This window comes from Cognatundibacterium griseum, from assembly GCF_014284195.1.
Classification (GTDB): domain Bacteria; phylum Pseudomonadota; class Gammaproteobacteria; order Burkholderiales; family Burkholderiaceae_D; genus Undibacterium; species Undibacterium griseum.
In genome coordinates this window covers 1-21,099 of sequence record NZ_JACOGC010000003.1, presented here as the reverse complement: position 1 = coordinate 21,099, position 21,099 = coordinate 1, and the positions used below count along the sequence as shown (strand labels likewise).

Sequence of the window (21,099 nt, the reverse complement as noted above, 5' to 3'; positions counted from 1 at the left end):
GCCGGTGAAGTCAGAAGGCAGATATGCAGTTTGATGTTGTCACGCTGTTTCCCGAGATGTTCGTTGCCATTACCCAGTCGGGTGTGACGCGACGTGCATTTGAGCAGCATAAATGCGGGCTGCAATTGTGGAATCCGCGTGATTTCACAACGGATCGTCATCGTACTGTAGATGATCGTCCGTACGGTGGTGGTCCGGGCATGGTCATGCTGGCAAAGCCCCTGCAGGCTGCGATTCAGGCAGCAAAACAGCGTCACGCCAGTCCGTCCAGAGTTGTTTATCTGTCGCCGCAAGGACGTCCTCTGACGCATCAGCGGGTTATGGAGTTTTCCGCCATGCCCAGCCTGATATTGCTGTGCGGGCGTTATGAGGCGATTGATCAGCGCTTGCTGGATAGCTGTGTTGATGAAGAAGTCAGTCTGGGGGACTTTGTCCTCTCCGGCGGTGAGTTGCCGGCGATGGCGCTGATGGATGCTGTCATCAGACAGCTCCCCGGCGTGTTGCATGATGATGCTTCTGCAGTGGAAGACAGTTTTGTCAATGGCTTGCTGGATTGTCCGCACTATACCCGGCCCGATGTGTTTGAGGGGCAGCCGGTTCCGGCTGTTCTGATGGGCGGGAATCATGCGGAAATTCAGAAATGGCGTCGGCAGCGTTCACTGGAAGCCAGCTTGCGCAAGCGTCCTGACCTGATTCAGGCGGCGCGGTCAGCGGGATTGCTTACCCGTGCCGATGAAAAGTTTTTAAGCAGTTTGTAGGTTTTCCTGTTGATTCAGGAATCAAAGCGCGTATCCGGCTGGTCTGGCATACGCATGTTTAGTCCCATCCTCTACCGGGCATCAGTCAGAGATTTCTGCAGCGTCGGCAAGATGGTTATCGGAGTATAAAAATGGATTTGATCCAAAAATTAGAGCAAGAAGAAATTGCTCGCCTCGGCAAAAATATCCCTGAATTCGCACCAGGTGACACAGTTGTTGTTAACGTCAACGTTGTTGAAGGTAACCGCAAACGTGCACAGGCTTACGAGGGTGTTGTTATTTCCCGTCGTAACCGTGGTTTGAATTCTAACTTCATCGTCCGTAAGATTTCTTCCGGCGAAGGCGTTGAGCGTACATTTCAGTTGTACTCTCCACTGATCGCTTCGATCGAAGTCAAGCGTCGCGGTGATGTACGTCGCGCTAAGCTGTACTACCTGCGTGAGCGTTCCGGTAAATCTGCTCGTATTAAAGAGAAGTTGCCAGCACGTAAGGTTGTTGCTGCAAAAGCAGAGTAATATCTGTTATTGCCATCAAAAAAGGGATGCTCCGGCGTCCCTTTTTTTATATTGTTGATTTCCGATTATTTGCCTGAGTGCCTGATTCGTGAGCAAGCTGATTTTTGATCCTGAATCTTTGCCGGTTGATTCGATTGCCAATGAACCGGCAGTTGTTCCCGAACGTCTGACGCCTGACTTTTTGCGGCAGCGGTTTTCTCATCCCCCGGTATGGACGCCTGAATTCAATAACGAAGAGCTGTTGGCGCAGAATAAGGTATTTCGCCCGGCGTCGGTGCTGATTCCGATTGTCATGCGCAGTGATGAGCCGACTTTGTTGTTGACGCAGCGAGCTGCGCATTTGCAGCATCATGGCGGGCAGATCAGTTTTCCCGGTGGCCGGGTTGAGTCATCTGACCTGAGTCCGGTAGAAACCGCATTGCGGGAAACTGAAGAAGAAGTGGGTTTGCACCGCAGGCATGTAGAAGTGCTGGGGCGACTGCCTGACTACCGCACGGGCACGGGTTATGAGGTCAGTCCGGTCGTTTCCCTGGTTGCGCCGGGCTTTGACGTGATGACAGACCCGGGTGAGGTTGCGTCTGTGTTTGAGGTGCCGTTGTCCTTTCTGATGGATGGACGCCATCACCAGCGCCGTGTATTTCAGATGCCGGATGGCAGCGGCCAGCGCATGTTCTATGCAATGCCTTTTGACACGTATTTCATCTGGGGAGCAACAGCCGGCATGTTGCGCAATCTGTTCCATTTCCTGCGTGCCTGAGATGACGATGCATCCCCGCTGTGTCGATGAAATGGGTTCCGCTTCTCCTGCAGGGTGAACAAAGCTTCATAATCTGCGGAAATCGGTTTACACTTGCCGCATTAGCAAATTCTTCCATGACCACTGTCAGAAACGAAGTGCGTCAGATTAATCATGACATTTATATCCATTCTGTTTGCCCTGTTGATAGAACAACTCAAACCACTGCGTGCAGATAATCCTATCTACATGCAGATACAGGCATTGGCAAACAGAATTGAAGCATCGTTCAATGCAGGTAAAGTGAAGCACGGCAGAATGGGGTGGTGGCTGGTTGTTGGTTTGCTGTCGGTTCCCGTGGCGCTGATTTACTGGCTTTGCCTGCGACTGAGTCCGTTTGCCGCATTTGCCTGGAATGTGCTGATTGTTTACCTCACTCTGGGCTTTCGTCGTTACAGTCATTATTTCACTTCCATTCAGCTGGCGCTGAGTTCTGGCGACGAAGATGCTGCGCGGCGCTATCTGTCGGAATGGATACACCGCGATACCAGTGATATGGATGTGTCGGAAATTTCCCGGCTGGCAGTCGAACGCGCATTGATTGCCACGCACAGAAATGTGTTCGGCGTGTTTTTCTGGTTCCTGATGCCGGTTGGCCCCGCATGTGCCGTGATGTACCGTGTGGCCGAATATCTGGCCCGGGCCTGGACTGAGCCGGAGCATATGCAGAATGAGGAATTCGGCATGTATGCCGCCAGAATTTTTTACTGGATCGACTGGGTTCCGGCACGCCTGACCGCTGTCGCTTTCGCTGTGGTGGGTAATTTTGAAGATGCCGTATATTCATGGCGTAATTACGCGGATCGCTGGAGCGATGAGGCGGTAGGCATTATTTTGTCTGCCGGCGGAGGTGCGCTGGGCGTTCGCCTTGGCGAGCCGGAAGAAAAAGCGATGGTCCTGCAGGCGGATGCCAGTGCGGTGGATGTAGACAGTCTCGACCTTGAAAGCCAGCCGGGCGGAGAAGCCTCGCCGCGTGCTTTGCAGAGTGCCGTCGGGCTGGTCTGGCGCGCTCTGCTGTTGTGGATGCTGCTGCTGTTATTGCTGTCCTTCGCTGTCTGGATTTAAGCACTGTTTATGGCAGGCAAATCCTGGCAATCCATGTCTTTCTGTCCGGTATTTTTCCTTCGCTGCTTTTTTCTGTTGCCGGTGAACGGCCAGCCGGGGCGATATGCACTCTGAGCGCTCTCCGGCGATTGATATTGCCAAAGGTCTGGGCATCATCTGCGTGGTGCTCGGCCATAACTGGCTGGTCGCCCACGAACATGGTGAGCTGTACCGGGTGATCTTTTCCTTCCATATGCCGCTTTTTTTCTTTCTTTCAGGCGTGGTTCTGAAGAATCGTGGCGCATGGCGGTCTTTTGCCATTTCCCGCAGTGAAGCTCTCCTGAAGCCGTATCTGTCCGTACTGACCATATGGGGGCTGACCCGTATTGTGCAGGGGAAGGCGGACTGGCTGAGCTATTTCAGCGGCATGATCTATGCGACAGGAAATACGATTGAATGGGTCCCCTTATGGTATCTGCCGCATCTGTTGCTGGCATTGTTGCTGGCAGGTGCGCTGTTGCGCCTGCCGTCGCTGCAGCGTTTCATCCGCTATGAAACTGCCGGCATCTGGCTGATGGCGATTCTGTTGCTGCTGGCCGGCTGGCAAGTGCTGCAGTGGATAGCGTTGCTGGATCAGCGCGACTGGTCGGCCATGAATACCTACTTGAACGACGCACAGACCGGATTTCCGGGATTGCCCTGGAGTCTTGATGTCATCGGCATCAGCACCGCCTTTATTCTGGCCGGTTATGCCTGTCAGGGAGCAGTCTCCGGCAGCCGCTGGCAGTCTGGCAGACTGATGGCTGCCCTCAGTCTGTTCATTACCCTGCATTATTTTTTTGATGAAACGATAGACCTGCATCTGCGCCACTATGGCAGTCTGCTGATCTGTACATTACAGGCTGTTTCCGGCATATACATCGTTCTTTCAGTCTCTGCGTATTTGTCTGCATTTCCGGCAGTTGCCGCGATGGTCGGCTACATTGGTCAGGGCAGCCTGTTTATTTTGATTTTCCATTCCTGGATCGAGTGGAAAGTATTCACGGTGCTGGAAAAATACGTGCACTGGAATGCCGGTAATGCCTTGGCAGGCCTGATTCTGGGAGTGGCGCTGCCGTTGTTGCTCTGGGCGGCGAGCAGGCGATCGGGTCTGTTGTCGGCGATGCTGCTGCCGCACAGGAAGTGATGCCTGGAATTTGCAACTTTGTTATTTCTCTTTTTATTGTTAATAACTTCGTTCAAATATCATTAAAAGTATATTTTTTTGAAATCTGAAGCTGCTTTACTATGCGGGTAAATACGCTATATTGGATAAGTATTAATAATCTGAGCCTCATGGATGAGGTGACTGAGATTTATCTGCATCGCAGGGTTCAGGCAAGTCTTCTATAAGATATAATACTGAGGTATTTAGAAAGCTGGACGTCACATAATGGCACCCTGCTTTTTTCAATGTTGCTTCATAGCGAGCCGAGCACATGGCCGATTCCAAAAAAACGCATCCTCAGCAAGTCAAAGAGTTTTTCATTCAGGGGCTGACCAACGATGGAAAGCAGTTCCGTCCCAGCGATTGGGCGGAGCGTCTTTGCGGCGCGATGTCCTGCTTCAGCCCGGATGGCGGACGGCATTCGCATCTGCAATATTCGCCTTATGTGCGGCCGATTTTGCTCAACGGCGTTCGCTCTGTGGTCGTGAATGAGGCAATACGCGATATCGAGCCGCTGGCCTACCATTTCGTCCTGAATTTCGCCAAAGACAATAACCTGCAAATTATCGACGCCTGCCTGTTGCCGGACGCGCCTGAGAAGAAAACCTCCTGACCGGCGGGACGCCGCTGCCATTCACTTTCATTACATTGCCAGCCGTGCTCAGCCTGATGATTCTGCTGGCCGTGTTGCTGACGGTTCCGTGTCAAATGCCTGCATGATCTGCTCGCGCAACCAGCGATTGGCCGGATCATTATCCACATTCTGATGCCAGTACAGATAGACGTCCCACGAAGGCATGCTGATTGGCAGCGGTAAAATCTGATTGTCAAACTGTTCATTGGCAATGCGGGCGTATCCTTCCGGCATGGTCAGCAGCAGGTCGGTCTGGCTGACAACCCGGCAAGCCGCAAAATAATGCTGGCAACGCAGCCGGACGCGTCTTTGCAGCCCCAGTCTGCTCAGTTCAAAATCCTCCAGCCCCATTCCCTTGCGCCGTGAGCTGGCGAGAATATGCTCCGCCTGCAGGTAGGTCGCCAGATCAAGTTTGCCTTGCACCACCGGATGATCTCGCCTGGCCAGTACGACCGTCGTGTAACGTGAAATCTGCTGGCGCCGGATATCGCTGGGTAAGGGCAGCAGCATATCAATCGCCACATCCAGCGTGCCGGCAGCCAGTTCGCTGACCAGTTCCCGCCGCTCTACCTGGATTGCCGCGAGGTTGATCTGTGGCGCCTGCCCGGTGATGCTCTCCAGCAGCGGCGGCAGGACGGTGGATTCCAATACGTCCCGCAATGCCAGGTTGAACTGCTTGCTGGCCAGCGACGGGTCAAATTTACCGCTTTCGTTCAAAGTGATTTCCAGTCCGCGCAATGCCTGCCGTACCGGTTCAATCATGCTGCGCGCCAATGGCGTTGAGACCATGTTTTGCCCTTGCCGGATAAACAGCGGATCATCAAACAACTGGCGCAGCCGGTTTAAAGCATGGCTGATGGCGGGCTGTGTCAGATGCAGCTGCTGACTGGCACGGGTAACGCTGCCTTCGGTGTAGATGGCTTCGAATACTGTGAACAGATTCAGATCAACTCTTGATATATGCATGAAATTAATAATATCCGATAATAACTATTCATTTGATCAATTATAGCCACAGTCTTACACTTCAGACAAAGATGAAGGCGGAACAGGAAAAATATGGCACAGATTTATCTGGTACGGCATGGCCAGGCGTCATTTGGCAGTCAGAATTACGACCAGCTGTCCGGCCTCGGACAGACTCAGGCACAGCAGCTGGGACGCTGGTGGGCAGAGCGTGGTTTGCAGATTCACCGTGTCGTCACCGGCGGCATGCAACGTCACCGTCAGAGTGCGCTGGCATGCATGGCACAGCGTGCCGGAGTGGCCGAGGATCAGCTGATGACGGCAGACTGGCATACCGATACCGGATTCAACGAATACAACCACCATGAAGTGCTGGCGCGGCATGTGCCGGCCTTTGACGATCCGGCGGCAGTCAAACATTTTCTGATGCATACCCCGAACGGCAAGCAGGCATTTCAGGATATTTTTTCAGAAGCGATCACGCGCTGGATGTCCGGCGTGTTTGATCAGGAATACACGGAAACCTGGCACCGGTTTCAGCAGCGCTGCGTCCGCGCCCTGCAACACCAGATTGACTTGGCCGATGGGGCAAAAAATATCGCTATCTTTACGTCCGGCGGAACGATTTCAGCTATTTGCCAGCATGTGCTGGGTTACCCCGATGCCAAATTTTCCGAGCTGAACTGGTCGTTGGTTAACAGCGCGGTCACGCGCCTGCATCTGCAACTAGCCACCCCCGACAAACCGGCGCGGCTGGCGCTGGCTTACCTGAATAATTTTGCGCATCTCGAAGTATTGAATCACCCACAATCAATTACCTACGTTTAACGGAAGTCTGACCAAGCCGCAGCGGCAAGAGGAAAAAATAATGAAGGATATGTTTGATTTAAGCGGAAAAATCGCTCTGGTCACCGGTGCCAGCCGCGGCATCGGTGAATCCATCGCCAGAACCCTGGCGGCGCGCGGCGCGCATGTGATCGTATCGAGCCGCAAGGCCGATGCCTGCGAAGCGGTCGTGAATGCGATCACCGCAGCCGGTGGCAAGGCCGAAGCACGCGCCTGCCATATCGGTGAAATGGCGCAGATCGATGCGCTGTTTGCCGATATCATCGCCGCGCATGGCCGGCTGGATATTCTGGTGAATAATGCCGCCACCAATCCGCACTTCGGTCATATCACGGATACCGATGTCGGTGCATTCCAGAAAACGGTGGATGTGAATATCCGCGGCTATTTCTTCATGTGCTCTGCCGGAGCAAAGCTGATGGCAAAAAATGGCGGCGGCAGCATCATCAATGTGGCATCCGTGAATGGCGTGATTCCCGGCGCACTGCAGGGCATTTATTCGATCACCAAAGCGGCAGTCATTGCGATGACAAAATCCTTCGCACAGGAGTGTGCGGCAATGGGCGTGCGGGTCAATGCGCTGCTGCCCGGCGCCACCGATACCAAGTTTGCTTCCGCACTGTTTCACAATCCGGTGATTCTGGAAAAAGCACTGACCAGAATCCCGATGAAGCGCATTGCCGAACCGGAAGAAATGGCAGGCACGGTGCTGTATCTGGCATCGTCCGCATCCAGCTATACCACCGGAGCCTGTATCAATGTTGACGGCGGTTATCTGGTCAGCTGAATGATTTTGAATACGCAGACCGGCGCTGCTTTCACGTTCCGGATTTCACCAAAAAGGAAAGATCATGGATTTTCAATACAGCCCTAAAGTCCAGGCATTGCAGGCACGTTTGCTTGCTTTCATGGATGAACATATTTATCCGAACGAAAAGATATTTTTCGGAGAAATTGCCGCTAACCGCCAGGCAGGAGATGCCTGGAAATCAACCCGCATCGTCGAGCAGCTGAAGGCGAAGGCGCGCGAAGCCGGATTGTGGAATCTGTTCCTGCCCGAGTCGGATCAGGGCGCCGGACTGACCAATCTGGAATATGCGCCGTTGTGTGAAATCATGGGGCGTGCGCTGTGGTCTGCCGAAGTGTTTAACTGTTCTGCACCGGACACCGGCAATATGGAAGTTCTGGCGCGTTATGGCACACCGGAGCAGCAGGCGCAATGGCTGACTCCTTTGCTGAACGGCGAGATCCGTTCCTGCTTTGCTATGACGGAGCCGGCAGTCGCATCGTCTGATGCGACCAACATCGAAGCCTCGATCGTGCGGGATGGCGATGATTATGTGATCAATGGCCGCAAATGGTGGTCGTCCGGCGCCAATGATCCGCGCTGCAAGGTTTTCATCTTCATGGGTAAAAGCGATCCGCAGAATGAGAACCGTCACAAGCAGCAATCCATGATCATCGTGCCGCGTGATACGCCGGGCGTGACCGTGCTGCGCGCCTTGCCGGTATTCGGCTATGACGATGCACCGCATGGGCATGGCGAGGTGCTGTTTGAGAATGTCCGGGTTCCGGCTGCCAACATGCTGCTCGGCGAAGGCCGTGGTTTTGAAATTGCGCAGGGTCGTCTGGGGCCTGGCCGGATTCATCACTGCATGCGGCTCATCGGTCTGGCGGAGCGCTCGCTGGAAGATATGTGCAAACGCTCGCTGAGCCGTGTCGCATTTGGCAAGCGCGTTGCCGAGCAGGGCGTGACGCTGGAGCGGATTGCGAATGCCCGCATCCTGATCGATCAGGCGCGCTTCCTGGTGCTGAATGCGGCGCAGATGATGGATACGGTTGGCAACAAAGCCGCCGCCAAAGAAATTGCTATGATCAAGGTGGCAGCCCCGAATATGGCGTGCCAGGTCATCGACTGGGCGATTCAGGCGCACGGCGGCGGCGGGGTGTCGGATGATTTCGGCGTTGCGTATGCGTACGCCCAGGCGCGCACCCTGCGCCTGGCAGACGGTCCGGATGAAGTGCACAGAAACCAGATCGGCAAGATGGAACTGAAAAAATATCTGCCACCCCGTTAAATGTCCGGGTCTGACAGACAAGATTTCAGTGCAGGAGAGCCGGCAGATTGCCGGCTTTTCGCCTTTGCCGCGAAGGCTTCTGCAGACAGGGAAAAATTGCTTCAATTATTCAATAATCAGGGAGTATGTAGAAAAACTGGCCGGTTGACTAAGTAAATAAATGGCTTTAAAAAATACTCCCCCTGAGTATATTTAAGGTATATAACAGCAGTATTGTTCCATTGCGCTTTATTTTCCGAATCATAAAAATCAGGAGACAAAATGAGCAACACACCATGGACCTTATCCTATCCCGCCGGCGTGCATTGGGATGCGCCGTTACCTATCACTTCCTTGCCGGAATTACTGCACCGGGCGGTGCAGCAGTGGCCGGATTTGCCTGCGCTGGAATTCATGGGAAAACGCATCAGCTACCGTGAACTGCAAACACTGGTAGACCGTGCGACAGCGGGCTTGCAGCAGCTGGGGGTGAAGCCCGGCGTGCATGTGGGGCTGTTTTTGCCGAATACGCCGCATTACGTGATCAGTTTTTTTGCGATTTTGCAGGCAGGCGGCACCGTGGTGAATTACTCTCCGCTGGATGCGGAAAAAGTGCTGGAACATAAAATCGAAGACAGCCATACCGATTTTCTGGTCACACTCGACATGGTGATGCTGTATCCGCAAATGGCAAAGATGCTCGGCCATACCCGCCTGCAGAAACTGATTATCGGTAATATTGCAGAGATGTCTCCGTATCCGGAGGCTGTGCGTGCCAATCTGGACAAAGCCGGACAGCTTTGCGCGATACCTGACGACGCACAGCACCTGTCGTTTGCGCAACTGATGGCAAACGATGGCCGCTATACACCCGTGACGGTTGATGATCCGGCAGAGACGATCGCCGTGTTGCAATATACCGGCGGCACCACTGGCCTGCCTAAGGGCGCCATGCTGACGCACGCCAACCTCACAGCGGCCTGCAGCCAGATCATAGAAACCACCCATACCGTGCCGCCTTTGCTGGAGCCGGGACAGGAGCGCCTGCTCGCCGTGCTGCCGCTGTTTCATATCTATGCGCTGACGGTGGATATGCTGTTCGGGATTCATATCGGCGCGGAAATCGTGTTGCATACCCGCTTCGATGTGGATGCGGTCGTCAAGGATCTGGCGGCGAAAAAAATCACGGTTTTTCCCGGTGTGCCGACTATGTACACCGCGATTATTCATCATCCCGACATTCGCCAATATGATCTGAGCGCGCTGAAATTCTGCAACTCCGGCGGCGCACCGTTACCGGCAGAAGTCCTGCAGCAATTCCAGAATCTGACAGGTTGCACCTTGCTGGAAGGATGGGGCATGACAGAAACCTCGCCAACCGGCACATTCACGCCGGTCTCCGGTGTACGCAAAGCCGGTTCCTGCGGCCTGCCTGCACCGGGTATCCGGTTCCGCTTTGCTAGCATCGACGAGCCAGGTAAATATGCCGGCATCGGCGAGCGCGGCGAAATCTGCGTGTCGGGGCCGAATATCATGAAAGGCTACTGGAATAAGCCGGAAGCCACGCGCGATGCCTTTACGGAGGAAGGCTTTTTCCGTACCGGTGATGTCGGCTACATGGATGCGGATGGGTTCGTCTATATCGTTGACCGCACCAAGGACATGATCCTGTCCGGCGGCTATAACGTGTATCCGAGGAATATCGAAGAAGCGGTGTACCAGCATCCTGCCGTGGCAGAGGTCAGCGTGATCGGCATTCATGATGATTATCGGGGTCAGGCCGCCAAGGCGTTTATCAAACTCAAGGCCGGACATGCGCCTTTCAGCTTTGATGAACTGAAAGATTTTTTACGCGATAAACTCGGCAAACATGAGATGCCGCAGGCGATGGAAATCCGCGCCGAACTACCCAAGACGCCGGTCGGGAAACTGTCCAAAAAAGAGTTGTACGATGAGGAAGCCAGAAAGCGTCAGGCGGTTTCTGCCTGAACGTGACGGATGCGCGTAAATAAAAACGGGGAGCTGCGGCTCCCCGTTTTTATTTGACTCAGAACGGCGCGATGCACCGGATGCATGCTAGGGGTTAATGCGGCACAGGCAATGCGTGATGGCTGCATAGCCCTTACCCTGCGTATTCAACTCTGCCAGCCAGCGCAGATCGAAAGCCATCTGTGTCGCCGCAGCAGGCGGGATGCCGGACGGTACCAGCGCGACCTGAAACTGCTCGCGCAGCACCTGCGCAACCTGCGCACCGAACAGATCAAACAGCCGGTCAAATTTTGACGGCTCCGGCTCGATATAGCTGACCCGGTAATCATTGCCCAGATGCGCCCGGGTAGCTGCAGACTTCAGGGCATCCTGATAGGTGCCGACGGTATCGACCAGATTCCGTTCTTTGGCCTGTGCGCCGGTCCAGACGCGGCCCTGCGCCACCTGATCGATTTTGTCCGCTGTTGTTTTGCGGGCAGCAGCGGCCTTGCCGGTGAATTCTGCATAAATATGATTGATGCTACTTTGTACCAGCGCACCAAATTGCGGGTTCAGCGGACGCAGAGGATTGTAAGGATCGCTCAGCCAGGTGGTGGTGGTGCCGCCGGTATGGATGCCCAGTTTGTCGATGGCTTTTTCCGCTGTCGGTAAAATCGCAAACACGCCGATAGAGCCGGTGACGGTCGCTTCGTCGGCAATCACTTCGTCCGCCGACATGGAAATCCAGTAGCCGCCGGAAGCAGCAACGTCACCCATGGAAACCACGACAGGCTTGCCAGCCTGACGCGTCAGTTCCAGTTCACGCCGTATCAGTTCCGAGCCGAAAGCGCTGCCGCCGGGCGAATCAACCCGCAGCACGACGGCTTTGATATTGTCATCTTCGCGTGCTTTGCGGATCAGCTTGGCGGTGGATAAGCCGCCGATGGCGCCTGGTGGCGCAATGCCTTCGCTGATTTCACCGGCTGCCACCACCACGCCGACTGCATCGCCAAACAGGCGCGGCTTGACGCGTGCCAGATATTCGTCAAACGCCACCTGGCGGAAGGTCTTGTTTTGCTCATCCCTGCCTGCACGTTTGAGCATCAGCTCGCGCAGTTCATCGCGCGTCTTGAGGCCGTCGACCAGCTTCAGGTTGAGTGCCAGTCTGGCGCTGTCATCACCGGCAGCCTTCATCAGTTCCGGCAACTGGTTAATGCCCTGCATGATGCTGCCGGCAGGCAGTTTACGGGCTTTTTCGACGTTGTCCGTGTAGGTTTTCCACATACCGTTGTACAGGAAACTCTCCGCTTCCAGTGCCGCGGCAGAGGGTTCGTTTGCCACGTAAGGCTCGGCAAAGCTCTTGTAGGTGCCGACCTTCAGCAGATTTACCGTCACGCCGACTTTATCGAGTGCATCACGGTAGTAATTCCGGTAGCGGCCAAATCCGGTCAGCAGCACATTGCCCATCGGATGCAGATAAACTTCATTGGCATGCGCTGCCAGAAAATATTGTTTCTGATCAAAGCTGGAACCCCACGCCACCACTGTCTTTCCGCTTGCCTTGAAACGGTCTATCGCAGCGGCCACTTCGCGCAGCATCGGCAAACCGGCACCGCCCATGTCATCCAGCAACAGCACGGCACTGTTGATCTTGTTATCCCTGGCAGCACTTTCCAGCACGCTCAGGATATCGCGCAATTGCGTCGTCTTCTTGGCGTTGCCCTGCGCCTCTGCCAGCAGGGCTTCCCGCGCATTGCCAGAGTGCTGCTCGACCAGCGTGCCTTTCAGGTCCAGGATCAGTGCGGTCTTGTCGTCCAGTTTTTTGGTGCCGCCAGTCAGCATGCCTGCGATGACACCGATCAGTACAAGCAGGATCAGCAGATTGAAAAACACCCGCCGGCTGAAATCGAGGGCGCGCCAGAGAAATCTGAAACCTTGGCCTATCCAGCGAAATGGAGTAAAACGCATAGCTTTCCTTGATGAGTTAAACGGTTGCGGGCGGAATTATTCCGGCCAGATTGCCTGCAGAATCTGCGCCAGATGCGCACCGGCGCGGGCCAGTGCGTCTTCTTTCATGGAGAACATGGTTTTTTCATATTCCAGCGGCAGGGCGATGGACCAGTTGCTGCCGCGCGAATTGGGTGTGCTTTTGCTGAATTGCGTGCCGGCAAACAGTTTTCTGGCGTCACGAATGGCATCATCAGCCCACGCTGCCGGTAACTGTTCCGGGGATCCCTGTGTCAGCGGAACCAGGCGCGCTTTTTTGACCAGTGCTTCGTTCATGCGGCCGCGTTTGTATGGCAGCGGCAGGTCGTCCCACAATGAATGCAGATTCCCGCATGGACATTGCAGCGCGTTGCCGCCAACGGTATTGCTGCTATGGTCATAACCAGTATCATCAGGATTAACCAGATTGCCACTGGCGTCCAGAAACACGGAGCCGACGTGCAGCGGTTGATGAATGTCACCGATGTAATGCGTCAGCAAAGCCAGCGCTTCCTGCTTGTCCTTGAAGGAGAACGGAGCTGGCGCTTGTTTCCCCTGCAGTACCAGCGCTGCAGCGCGGATCGCATGAACTATATCGTGGTCACTGGTGCCGGCATAACCGGTTTTGTAATGCTCATGCTGCAGGGCGACGTCAGCGTAGTGATATTGCTTGTGGCAGGTTTCTTCGTCGGCTGCCGGGTTGCATGCGGTGTTATTGCGCCGGACGTAATCTGCCATAGCGGCAATACCGTTTGAGGTTTCAAACGGCGCGCATTCGGGGTAACGGCCAGCCGAGGTGTAGGCAAAATCTTTTTCCGGCGCAATCCCTTTGACGCAATCCCCCCAGACCGACATTTTTTCCAGCGTCTGCTCACCCAGCAAGGCCTTGACCTGGGCTCCCGCTATGGTGCCGGATAGCAATGTGTCGGCAATCGCGCCGACCGACTGGTGGCCGTCTGCGCCCCAGGCAAAACCGGTTTCAGGGACAGCAGCAACAGCTGTCATGACAAGGGAGATGAAAAGCTTTTTCATAATTGATTAATGAGCTGAGAAAATGACCATGTTAGTCGTGCCACATGACAATACTATGGATGGGCGGTAACGATACCCCCCGTGCCAGAGGCAGGGGCAGGCGATGTTCTGATCGACATTTCCCGGCTTGGTTCCAGCGAACATGTCATTATTGTAATGGTAATTCGACTTCCCTTCCAATAAACGCTAAACTTGTACGTTTTTCTCCCATTTTTGCGGCATCTGCAATGAACACCACTCACGAATCTCCTGATGATACTCCTGAATCTGCAGCGGAGACAGTTGCGCCTTCCGCGCCTTCCCATGCACCGTCGAAAGACCTGATCCGTCGCGAGGTGGCAAGGCGCCGTACTTTCGGCATCATTTCCCACCCGGATGCGGGTAAAACCACCCTGACAGAAAAGCTCCTGATGTTTTCCGGCGCGATTCAGCTGGCGGGAACCGTGAAGGCGCGTAAAAGCGGACGCCATGCCACATCAGACTGGATGGAGATTGAAAAGCAGCGCGGCATTTCGGTTGCATCGTCGGTTATGCAGTTTGAATACCGCGATCACGTGGTGAACCTGCTCGATACGCCGGGCCACCAGGATTTCTCGGAAGACACCTACCGCGTGCTGACTGCCGTGGACTCGGCGCTGATGGTGATTGATGCCGCCAAGGGTGTGGAAGAGCAGACCATCAAGCTGCTGAACGTCTGCCGCATGCGTAACACACCGATCATCACTTTCGTCAACAAAATGGACCGTGAAACCCGCGATCCGCTGGAGTTGCTCGATGAGCTGGAATCTGTGCTGAAGATTCAGTGCGCACCAGTGACCTGGCCGATCGGCATGGGCAAGAATTTCCGTGGTGTGTACCACATTCTGAAAGACGAAATCCTGTTGTTCACACCGGGCAGCGAACGCGCCGATCAGGAATTTGAAGTCATCAAAGGGATTGATAATCCACGCTTGCAGGAAATGTTCCCGCTGGAAATGGATCAACTGAAAATGGAAGTGGAACTGGTGCATGGTGCGTCACATCCGTTCAGCCTGGAAGACTTTTTGGCAGGTGTCCAGACGCCGGTATTTTTCGGATCGGCGATTAACAATTTCGGTGTGCGTGAAATTCTGAATGCGCTGCTGGACTGGGCACCGCCGCCGCGCGACCGCGATGCGACAGTGCGGGCAGTCGAGCCGAATGAGCAGGCTTTTTCTGGTTTTGTGTTTAAAATCCAGGCCAATATGGACCCGGCGCACCGTGACCGTATTGCCTTTCTGCGCGTCTGTTCCGGTCGCTTTGAGCGTGGCATGAAGCTGAAACATCTGCGTCTGAACCGCGATATTAAGGTCTCATCGGTGGTGACGTTCATGGCGTCTTCCCGCGAACAGGTGGAAGAGGCGTATGCCGGCGACATCATCGGTTTGCCGAATCATGGCAACATGCAGATCGGCGACAGTTTTTCAGAAGGCGAGATGTTGCAATTTACCGGCATTCCTTACTTTGCCCCGGATTTTTTCCGGATTGCACGCATTCTCAATCCGCTGAAGATCAAACAATTGCAAAAAGGCTTGCAGCAGCTGGGTGAGGAAGGGGCGGTACAGGTTTTCAAACCGGTGGTCAGCAGTGATTTGATTCTGGGAGCGGTCGGCGTGTTGCAGTTTGAAGTGGTTGCCAGTCGTCTTAAGAATGAATACGGCGTCGACGCAGTGTTTGAAGGCACCAGCATTTCCAGTGCCCGCTGGATCACTTGTGATGATAAGAAGATGCTGGCGGACTTCGAGAAATCCAGCGCCGGTGCCAATCTTGCTTACGATGCGGCGGGCAATATGGCGTATCTGGCGACGTCTGGCGTCAATCTGAAACTGACTCAGGAACGCTGGCCCGGCGTGGTGTTCCACGCGACGCGGGAACACGCGGCAAAACTGGCATAACCCTGACAATCTGCCGCAGCATCTGCGGCTTTCCATGCGGCCCGCAGAGGAGTTCTTCGCTGTGGGCCGCTTGCTGACTGGGCTTGAAAATGAGTTTGTAGATCGCGCTTCAAAATCTGTTTTTCTTTGCTACTATGCATTGAGTGCGACGCAGTTTTTCTGCTGTTTGCATGTCATAGCCAGGTCATATTTCCGCAGCAGGCTATTTCATACCAATCCGCTTTGGGTGCTTTTTCTGAAAACAGGCAAGGAGGTTCATCATGGCATTATTTTTTATTGAGGCAGTCCGGTTTGATGAGAGTGGTGAACGTGTTGCCAGAGTACGCTGGGGGCGCAGTAAAGGCGGGCAGGTGATGCCGCCTGCGATGGTGGATGAGCCGCAGGAAGTGGATGTCGGGACTGTGCTTAATACCATTGCGAACGGCGATGAAGTCATTATCAAACTGAATGGCGATCAGGGCATTGTACTGGGACCCAAAGTCACAGGAGTGCGGTATGCCGACGGAATGCAGGGGCTAGATCTGGAACCGGCAGATGGCCGTACTCCGCGTCTGGCTGATTTGCCTTCCTTCTGAAACGAAGGCCGGGCGACGCGCTTGTCAGCCTGCTGCCACTAACTGAACGCCTGCCGGAATGCAGGCGTTTTTTTATGGGTGTTTTGGCGCAGTATCATAGGCTGGCGCTGGATCGCCTGTTTGTTGCTTCAGGTATAGAGCTGCTTCTTGATACTTGGTGCCAGCGACAGAATAATCAGCGCGATGGCTAATGGCAGCGTGGAGATAAATCCCAGATGCTTGAACCCGGTCGCTCCCAGTACGCCGCCTGAAAAAAAGGCGACGACCAGGCGAAGATGCAAACGCAGCTTTTGCATATTGGCGCCGATTTCCTGTTCAGGATGAAATTCATCTTTGTTCTTGTTCCAGTAAATCAGTTTTCCCAGTTCGATCCCGATATCCGTTACCAGACCTGTCACGTGCGTGGTGCGTATTTCGGCGCTGGAGATTTTCGTGATCAGCGCATTTTGCAAACCCATCAGATAGCTCAGCAAGACTGCGGTGAATGAAACGGTGACCACGGCATGTTCCTGCAGGCGCGTGCCGACCAGACCGAAAATCAGCAGCAGTGTCGCTTCCAGCAACAGTACCGGTGTGTACAGATAGCGCAGGTGGTTGCGTCTGGCGTAATTCACCATCAGGGCCGTGCAGGCAGCACCCCATGCAAAGGCCACCAGCAGGAACAGGGCGGCAAACGCCGGCATCAGCCTGCCCAGCACCAGATCGTCCGCTGCACTGGAAAGCATGCCGGTCATGTGGGAAGTGTATTGCCCGACAGCCAGAAAACCACCGGCATTCATGGCACCGGCAACAAATGCGAGCGTAATGCCCAGATGCATATTGGATTGCGGGGTGCGTTTCGGAGAAGTCAGTTTCGCCAGATAGTGAATGGGCATGATGTGGTCTCTGATAAAAGTCTTGTTTCAGTTTCAGTGTAACCGAGAGCGCATTCACGATGCAGATTCTGTCAGATTGATTTGTAGTTAATCTGCAAGAACACATTAATGCCACTTGAAATATCAATGTCATATAGGTGCGATGAAGCTTTCCTGATAGGGTGTGGCGCAGTCCTGTTTCACTGCAAAAATTTTCTCATGATATGCGTCCGGATACTGGCCGGCACGGTGCGCAGACCGCTCTGGCGCCGACTTGCATGCTGCCTTCAGGCGCACCGCTATTCGTGTGGCAGTCAAGGTTTTTGCTGTTCGCCGGACATGCGGCAGAAATGCCGCCGGGTGATATGCAGCGGATGTCTGTGCATATCCGTCTGTTGGGAAAACTAAACAGACCACTTTGAAAATGAAAATTAAAAATTTACAAAATAATTAAATGAAAACAAGGAGTTATTGGTATTATTTGAGACATATAATTAATACCAATATTGGCATTGTTAATACCACGTAGATACCGCTTGACAACCACTTTTGGGCTACTTAAAGTGAGCCTCATCCGATGTTTTCTGAACATCATCGGTCAGTTTCACGATGATTCTGGGATGCCTCAGAAAACAGGGGAAGGGTGGAGTGACAATAATTAAATAACCTGCCTGATGCTGTGATGTTCTCTTTTCTGAAGAGGATTTTGCAGTACCTGTACCCGTTGTATCCGCTTGCTTCAGTATGCTCAGGAAGTCAGTGACGGCAAAAGTAAGACCATGGATATTCAGCAAAAGTGGATTTGAAGTGGATTTGTCTTGTGGTAAAGCGTTGGTGTTTTTTAATCGGTGAGAGATCAGTTCTGATGTTGGCTGCAATCGGTTATCAGCAGACTGAAATTGATTTAGAAAATCTTGGGGGAGTAAATGAAACGTAATTCAAAACCTGGTTTGACGCCCATTGCGTCAGCAGTGGCGCTGTTGGTTCTGGGCGCATCCATGTCGGCGCAGGCGCAGCAGGCGGATCAGTCCAAGCCGCAGGAAGTGGTCGTGACCGGTATCCGTGCATCGCTGCAACAATCGATCAATCAGAAGCGGAATGCGGAGTCGCTGGTTGAGGTGATCACGGCAGAAGACGTGGGCAAGATGCCTGATAAAAACGTGGCAGATTCGCTGCAGCGCATTCCCGGCGTCAACGTTGCGACAGCCGGCGGTACCGAAGGCGGATTCGGTGAAAACGACCGTGTTTCCCTGCGCGGCACGCCATCTGCACTGACGCTGACTACCTTCAATGGCCATACCGTATCCAGCGGTGACTGGTATGCGGCCAATATCTCCGGCGGTGGCCGCAGCGTCAGCTACTCGTTGTTTCCTTCTGAACTGATTGGCCGCGTGACGGTGCATAAATCTTCTCAGGCCGATCTGATTGAAGGTGGTGCTGCCGGTAGCGTGGACATTGAATCCCGCAAACCGCTGGACTTCAAGCAGCAATTGTCTGCCATGGGTTCCGTGGAAGGCGTGCGTTCCAGCCTGTCCGGTAAAAACAATGCGCAACTCAGTGGTCTGGTGAACTGGAAAAATGACGACAACAGCATGGGCATCATGGTGCAGGCATTCGACCAGAAGCGTTCGCTGCTGCGCGATGGCCAGGAATTCCTGTGGTGGGACAAAATGGTGCCTGGCTATGATGGCTCAGGCTGGGTGCAGGCGCATCCGGAAGTGGTCGGCAAGAATATCTCTCTGCTGACCGGTACTGCCCAGTTCTCGCAAGAACGCGAAACCAAGGGCGGCATGATGGACCTGCAGTACAAGGTCAACCCGGATCTGATGTTTGATCTGAGCGGTTTTTATTCCAAGCTGGAAGCATCGAACGTTAACCGCAACATGATGTTTGCGCCATATTCGGCAATGACGAATGGCTGGTCGGGTAAAAACGGCGTGGCACCATCTGCCTGGACTATTGTTGGCAACACCATCACATCCCTGACGCTGCCGAACACCTGCCCGACCGGACTGGATTGCTCTTCGATGTCCACGACGGTACAGGATATTGCTGTCCGCCCAGGCTCTTACAGTGATTCCCGTTTCGTCAATCTGGATGTCTCTTACAAGGCAAACAAAGACCTGTCCTTCACCGGTAAAGTGGGGCAGACAAAAGGCACCGGTTATACACGCGATATCGGTTATGAAGTCTGGAACGCTTACTCTGGCGGCAGCATTTCCGTGTATGGCCTGAGCCAGCCTGCGCAGATCATCGTGCCGGGTTCTAATCAGCTGACCTTCCGTCCGAATAATCCTATCGGTGGCTGGGCGTCGGACGTGACGGCGACTGATAAAGAATCCTACGGTCAGTTTGATGGTTTGTTCAAAACCGGTAATGACGTGCTGCACAGTATCAAGTTCGGCGCGCGCTTTGCCTCGCACGAACGTAACCTGACTAACCTGGCGGGTACCGTCGCCCCTGCCGGTACGCTGACATCCAGCGCGCCGAACGGAGTGACGACACTCAATTCCAGCCTGCCAAATGTGCTGAACGGCACCTGGACATTGACTGGCGACTCTGTGACAGCATGGGCAAATCAGTATGTGACTTTCAATACGCATGCTTATCAGTCTGAATTCCGCGTGAAGGAAGATGTGCAGGCTGCCTATGCGATGGCTAACTTCAATGCTGAGCGGGTATCCGGCAATTTCGGTGTGCGGGTTGTCAGCACCAAAGAGCACGTCGAGAACGGTTCCCAGAATGCAGTCTGGGCACCGATCGTGACAGAAAATACCTACACAGATTTCCTGCCAAGCGCGAACTTCCGTGTGGATATCTCTGACAAAGTGGTCGGCCGTTTTGCAGTCAGCCGTACTATGGCGCGTCCTGACTTCGGTCAGCTGGCAGCGCTGAGTCTGCTCGATACGCAGATGACCGGTTCCGGTGGTAACCCTAACCTGAAGCCAATCCGTTCCAACAACTTTGACGCTGGTGTTGAATGGTACTTTGCACCTAAGTCCATGTTGTCCCTCGGTGTATTCAATATGTCGATGGACTCCTACGTGACTTATGGTTCTTACGTACAGTCTTTCTATAACTACGCACAGAAAGCCAATACCGATTACAAGATGAGTGCAGCGCTGAACACGACCGCAGAAGTCAAGGGTCTTGAACTTGCCTACACCCAGGATTTCGGTAACGGTTTTGGTGTGACTGCTAACTACACTTACGCGGATGGCAAAGAAACCGGCAAAGCACCGGGATCTGCCTGCGCGACAACCGGTGATTGCAGCATGGTCGGCACATCTAAAAACTCATACAACCTCGGTACGTATTTTGAAAACAGCAAATTCAATGCGCGTATTCAGTACAACTACCGCTCTGCTTTCCTGAATGGTCTCGATCGTAATTCTGCGATCTATCAGGATGCCGTCGGTACCGTATCCGCATCGCTGGGATACAACCTGACTGATAACATCAGCCTGACTCTGGAAGGAAAAGACCTGAATAATCCTATGCTCAAGTCTTATGCCACAACGCCGGATCAGCCTCGTGCATTCTATAAAAACGGCCGCCAGATTTATTTTGGTATCCGCGCAAAAATCTGAGTTGTTTAAACCTGTGTCTTAACGGCTTCTTGTGAGTGAGCCTTGATATGGCGGAGCGCCCTCTGCTCCGCCATTTTTTTATTCAGAATTGATCTCATCCCTGCAATGCGAAGCCACACAGGCAGCATGGATGACATCAGTTTTGTGCATCAGCGATGCAACACAACGGTGTGACCGGCAGTGCCCGTCATGCCGTGCTTTACCGTATTCAATGTAACAGGAGACAGCCGGAATGGATTTTTCAGATCGCCAGCAAGAACCCGGAAAGAAATTTCTGGGGATAGGGCTGGTCATAGCCTTTCACGTCGTACTGGTGTACGCCCTGGTCAATGGACTAGGAACCAAACTCGTCGAAATC

At 53.8% G+C, this 21,099-nt stretch carries 17 protein-coding genes; 13 read left to right on the top strand and 4 right to left on the bottom strand.

All coding sequences use genetic code 11. The annotated features are described in order from the left end of the window. Positions 1-23: 23 nt before the first annotated feature. The 6 genes from trmD to H8K27_RS08355 all read left to right on the top strand — a co-directional run bounded on the left by trmD (position 24) and on the right by H8K27_RS08355 (position 4,933). A complete protein-coding gene (gene trmD, locus H8K27_RS08380; RefSeq protein ID WP_186862754.1) occupies positions 24-758 on the top strand; it encodes a tRNA (guanosine(37)-N1)-methyltransferase TrmD in 735 nt (244 codons plus the stop codon). Positions 759-889: 131 nt separating this feature from the next. Further along, positions 890-1,273: a 50S ribosomal protein L19 gene (gene rplS / locus H8K27_RS08375; protein ID WP_186862753.1), complete on the top strand. Its 384-nt coding sequence runs from the start codon at positions 890-892 to the stop codon at positions 1,271-1,273. An 88-nt stretch (positions 1,274-1,361) separates the two neighbouring features. Further along, on the top strand, positions 1,362-2,030 hold the full coding sequence (locus tag H8K27_RS08370; protein ID WP_186862752.1) for a CoA pyrophosphatase: 669 nt from the start codon (positions 1,362-1,364) through the stop codon (positions 2,028-2,030). 153 nt (positions 2,031-2,183) lie between these two features. Next, complete coding sequence (locus tag H8K27_RS08365) at positions 2,184-3,134, top strand: CobD/CbiB family protein (RefSeq protein ID WP_186862751.1); 951 nt, start codon at positions 2,184-2,186, stop codon at positions 3,132-3,134. Positions 3,135-3,237: 103 nt separating this feature from the next. Next, the gene (locus tag H8K27_RS08360) at positions 3,238-4,299 is read left to right on the top strand and encodes an acyltransferase family protein (RefSeq protein WP_186862750.1); all 1,062 of its coding nucleotides are present in this window, start codon (positions 3,238-3,240) and stop codon (positions 4,297-4,299) included. Positions 4,300-4,591: 292 nt separating this feature from the next. Next, entirely contained in the window at positions 4,592-4,933 is a 342-nt protein-coding gene (locus tag H8K27_RS08355) for a DUF3579 domain-containing protein (protein ID WP_186862749.1), read from the top strand. Between the two features lie 48 nt (positions 4,934-4,981). On the opposite strand, the gene H8K27_RS08350 is transcribed toward H8K27_RS08355, so the two are convergent. After that, a complete protein-coding gene (locus H8K27_RS08350) occupies positions 4,982-5,920 on the bottom strand; it encodes a LysR family transcriptional regulator (RefSeq protein ID WP_186862748.1) in 939 nt (312 codons plus the stop codon). A gap of 93 nt (positions 5,921-6,013) precedes the next feature. Between H8K27_RS08350 and H8K27_RS08345 the strand changes: the two genes are divergently transcribed. The 4 genes from H8K27_RS08345 (at position 6,014) to H8K27_RS08330 (ending at position 10,812) form a co-directional block, all read left to right on the top strand. Further along, positions 6,014-6,748, top strand: a complete 735-nt coding sequence (locus tag H8K27_RS08345; RefSeq protein WP_186862747.1) for a histidine phosphatase family protein — start codon at positions 6,014-6,016, stop codon at positions 6,746-6,748. 37 nt (positions 6,749-6,785) lie between these two features. After that, a complete protein-coding gene (locus H8K27_RS08340; protein ID WP_329604383.1) occupies positions 6,786-7,553 on the top strand; it encodes an SDR family oxidoreductase in 768 nt (255 codons plus the stop codon). Between the two features lie 64 nt (positions 7,554-7,617). Beyond that, positions 7,618-8,844, top strand: a complete 1,227-nt coding sequence (locus tag H8K27_RS08335) for an acyl-CoA dehydrogenase family protein (protein WP_186862745.1) — start codon at positions 7,618-7,620, stop codon at positions 8,842-8,844. Between the two features lie 261 nt (positions 8,845-9,105). Continuing rightward, positions 9,106-10,812: a long-chain-fatty-acid--CoA ligase gene (locus tag H8K27_RS08330; RefSeq protein ID WP_186862744.1), complete on the top strand. Its 1,707-nt coding sequence runs from the start codon at positions 9,106-9,108 to the stop codon at positions 10,810-10,812. 87 nt (positions 10,813-10,899) lie between these two features. Here the strand turns inward: H8K27_RS08330 and sppA are convergent, their stop codons facing one another. Both sppA and H8K27_RS08320 read right to left on the bottom strand, forming a co-directional pair. Further along, positions 10,900-12,759, bottom strand: coding sequence for a signal peptide peptidase SppA (gene sppA, locus H8K27_RS08325; protein ID WP_186862743.1), 1,860 nt, complete (start codon positions 12,757-12,759; stop codon positions 10,900-10,902). Between the two features lie 36 nt (positions 12,760-12,795). Continuing rightward, complete coding sequence (locus H8K27_RS08320; protein ID WP_186862742.1) at positions 12,796-13,809, bottom strand: S1/P1 nuclease; 1,014 nt, start codon at positions 13,807-13,809, stop codon at positions 12,796-12,798. Between the two features lie 227 nt (positions 13,810-14,036). Here H8K27_RS08320 and H8K27_RS08315 point away from each other — a divergent pair, with 227 nt between their 5' ends. Together H8K27_RS08315 and H8K27_RS08310 are read left to right on the top strand one after the other, a co-directional pair. Beyond that, positions 14,037-15,722 carry a peptide chain release factor 3 gene (locus tag H8K27_RS08315; RefSeq protein ID WP_186862741.1) on the top strand — a complete coding sequence of 562 codons (1,686 nt, stop codon included), beginning with the start codon at positions 14,037-14,039 and terminating at the stop codon, positions 15,720-15,722. A 260-nt stretch (positions 15,723-15,982) separates the two neighbouring features. Then, on the top strand, positions 15,983-16,297 hold the full coding sequence (locus H8K27_RS08310; RefSeq protein ID WP_186862740.1) for a hypothetical protein: 315 nt from the start codon (positions 15,983-15,985) through the stop codon (positions 16,295-16,297). A gap of 128 nt (positions 16,298-16,425) precedes the next feature. Here the strand turns inward: H8K27_RS08310 and H8K27_RS08305 are convergent, their stop codons facing one another. Beyond that, a complete protein-coding gene (locus H8K27_RS08305; RefSeq protein ID WP_186862739.1) occupies positions 16,426-17,172 on the bottom strand; it encodes a YoaK family protein in 747 nt (248 codons plus the stop codon). Positions 17,173-18,077: 905 nt separating this feature from the next. Between H8K27_RS08305 and H8K27_RS08300 the strand changes: the two genes are divergently transcribed. Then, complete coding sequence (locus H8K27_RS08300; protein WP_186862738.1) at positions 18,078-20,741, top strand: TonB-dependent receptor; 2,664 nt, start codon at positions 18,078-18,080, stop codon at positions 20,739-20,741. The last annotated feature ends 358 nt before the right edge of the window (positions 20,742-21,099 follow it).

Excerpts from the sequence above, each read along its gene's own strand:
- H8K27_RS08310 (WP_186862740.1), top strand. The coding sequence starts at position 15,983 with ATGGCATTATTTTTTATTGAGGCAGTCCGGTTTGATGAGAGTGGTGAA.
- H8K27_RS08335 (WP_186862745.1), top strand. The coding sequence starts at position 7,618 with ATGGATTTTCAATACAGCCCTAAAGTCCAGGCATTGCAGGCACGTTTG.
- H8K27_RS08360 (WP_186862750.1), top strand. The coding sequence starts at position 3,238 with ATGCACTCTGAGCGCTCTCCGGCGATTGATATTGCCAAAGGTCTGGGC.
- trmD (WP_186862754.1), top strand. The coding sequence starts at position 24 with ATGCAGTTTGATGTTGTCACGCTGTTTCCCGAGATGTTCGTTGCCATT.
- H8K27_RS08320 (WP_186862742.1), bottom strand. The coding sequence starts at position 13,809 with ATGAAAAAGCTTTTCATCTCCCTTGTCATGACAGCTGTTGCTGCTGTC.
- H8K27_RS08350 (WP_186862748.1), bottom strand. The coding sequence starts at position 5,920 with ATGCATATATCAAGAGTTGATCTGAATCTGTTCACAGTATTCGAAGCC.
- sppA (WP_186862743.1), bottom strand. The coding sequence starts at position 12,759 with ATGCGTTTTACTCCATTTCGCTGGATAGGCCAAGGTTTCAGATTTCTC.
- H8K27_RS08345 (WP_186862747.1), top strand. The coding sequence starts at position 6,014 with ATGGCACAGATTTATCTGGTACGGCATGGCCAGGCGTCATTTGGCAGT.
- H8K27_RS08355 (WP_186862749.1), top strand. The coding sequence starts at position 4,592 with ATGGCCGATTCCAAAAAAACGCATCCTCAGCAAGTCAAAGAGTTTTTC.
- H8K27_RS08305 (WP_186862739.1), bottom strand. The coding sequence starts at position 17,172 with ATGCCCATTCACTATCTGGCGAAACTGACTTCTCCGAAACGCACCCCG.
- H8K27_RS08365 (WP_186862751.1), top strand. The coding sequence starts at position 2,184 with ATGACATTTATATCCATTCTGTTTGCCCTGTTGATAGAACAACTCAAA.
- H8K27_RS08315 (WP_186862741.1), top strand. The coding sequence starts at position 14,037 with ATGAACACCACTCACGAATCTCCTGATGATACTCCTGAATCTGCAGCG.
- H8K27_RS08330 (WP_186862744.1), top strand. The coding sequence starts at position 9,106 with ATGAGCAACACACCATGGACCTTATCCTATCCCGCCGGCGTGCATTGG.
- H8K27_RS08300 (WP_186862738.1), top strand. The coding sequence starts at position 18,078 with ATGAAACGTAATTCAAAACCTGGTTTGACGCCCATTGCGTCAGCAGTG.
- rplS (WP_186862753.1), top strand. The coding sequence starts at position 890 with ATGGATTTGATCCAAAAATTAGAGCAAGAAGAAATTGCTCGCCTCGGC.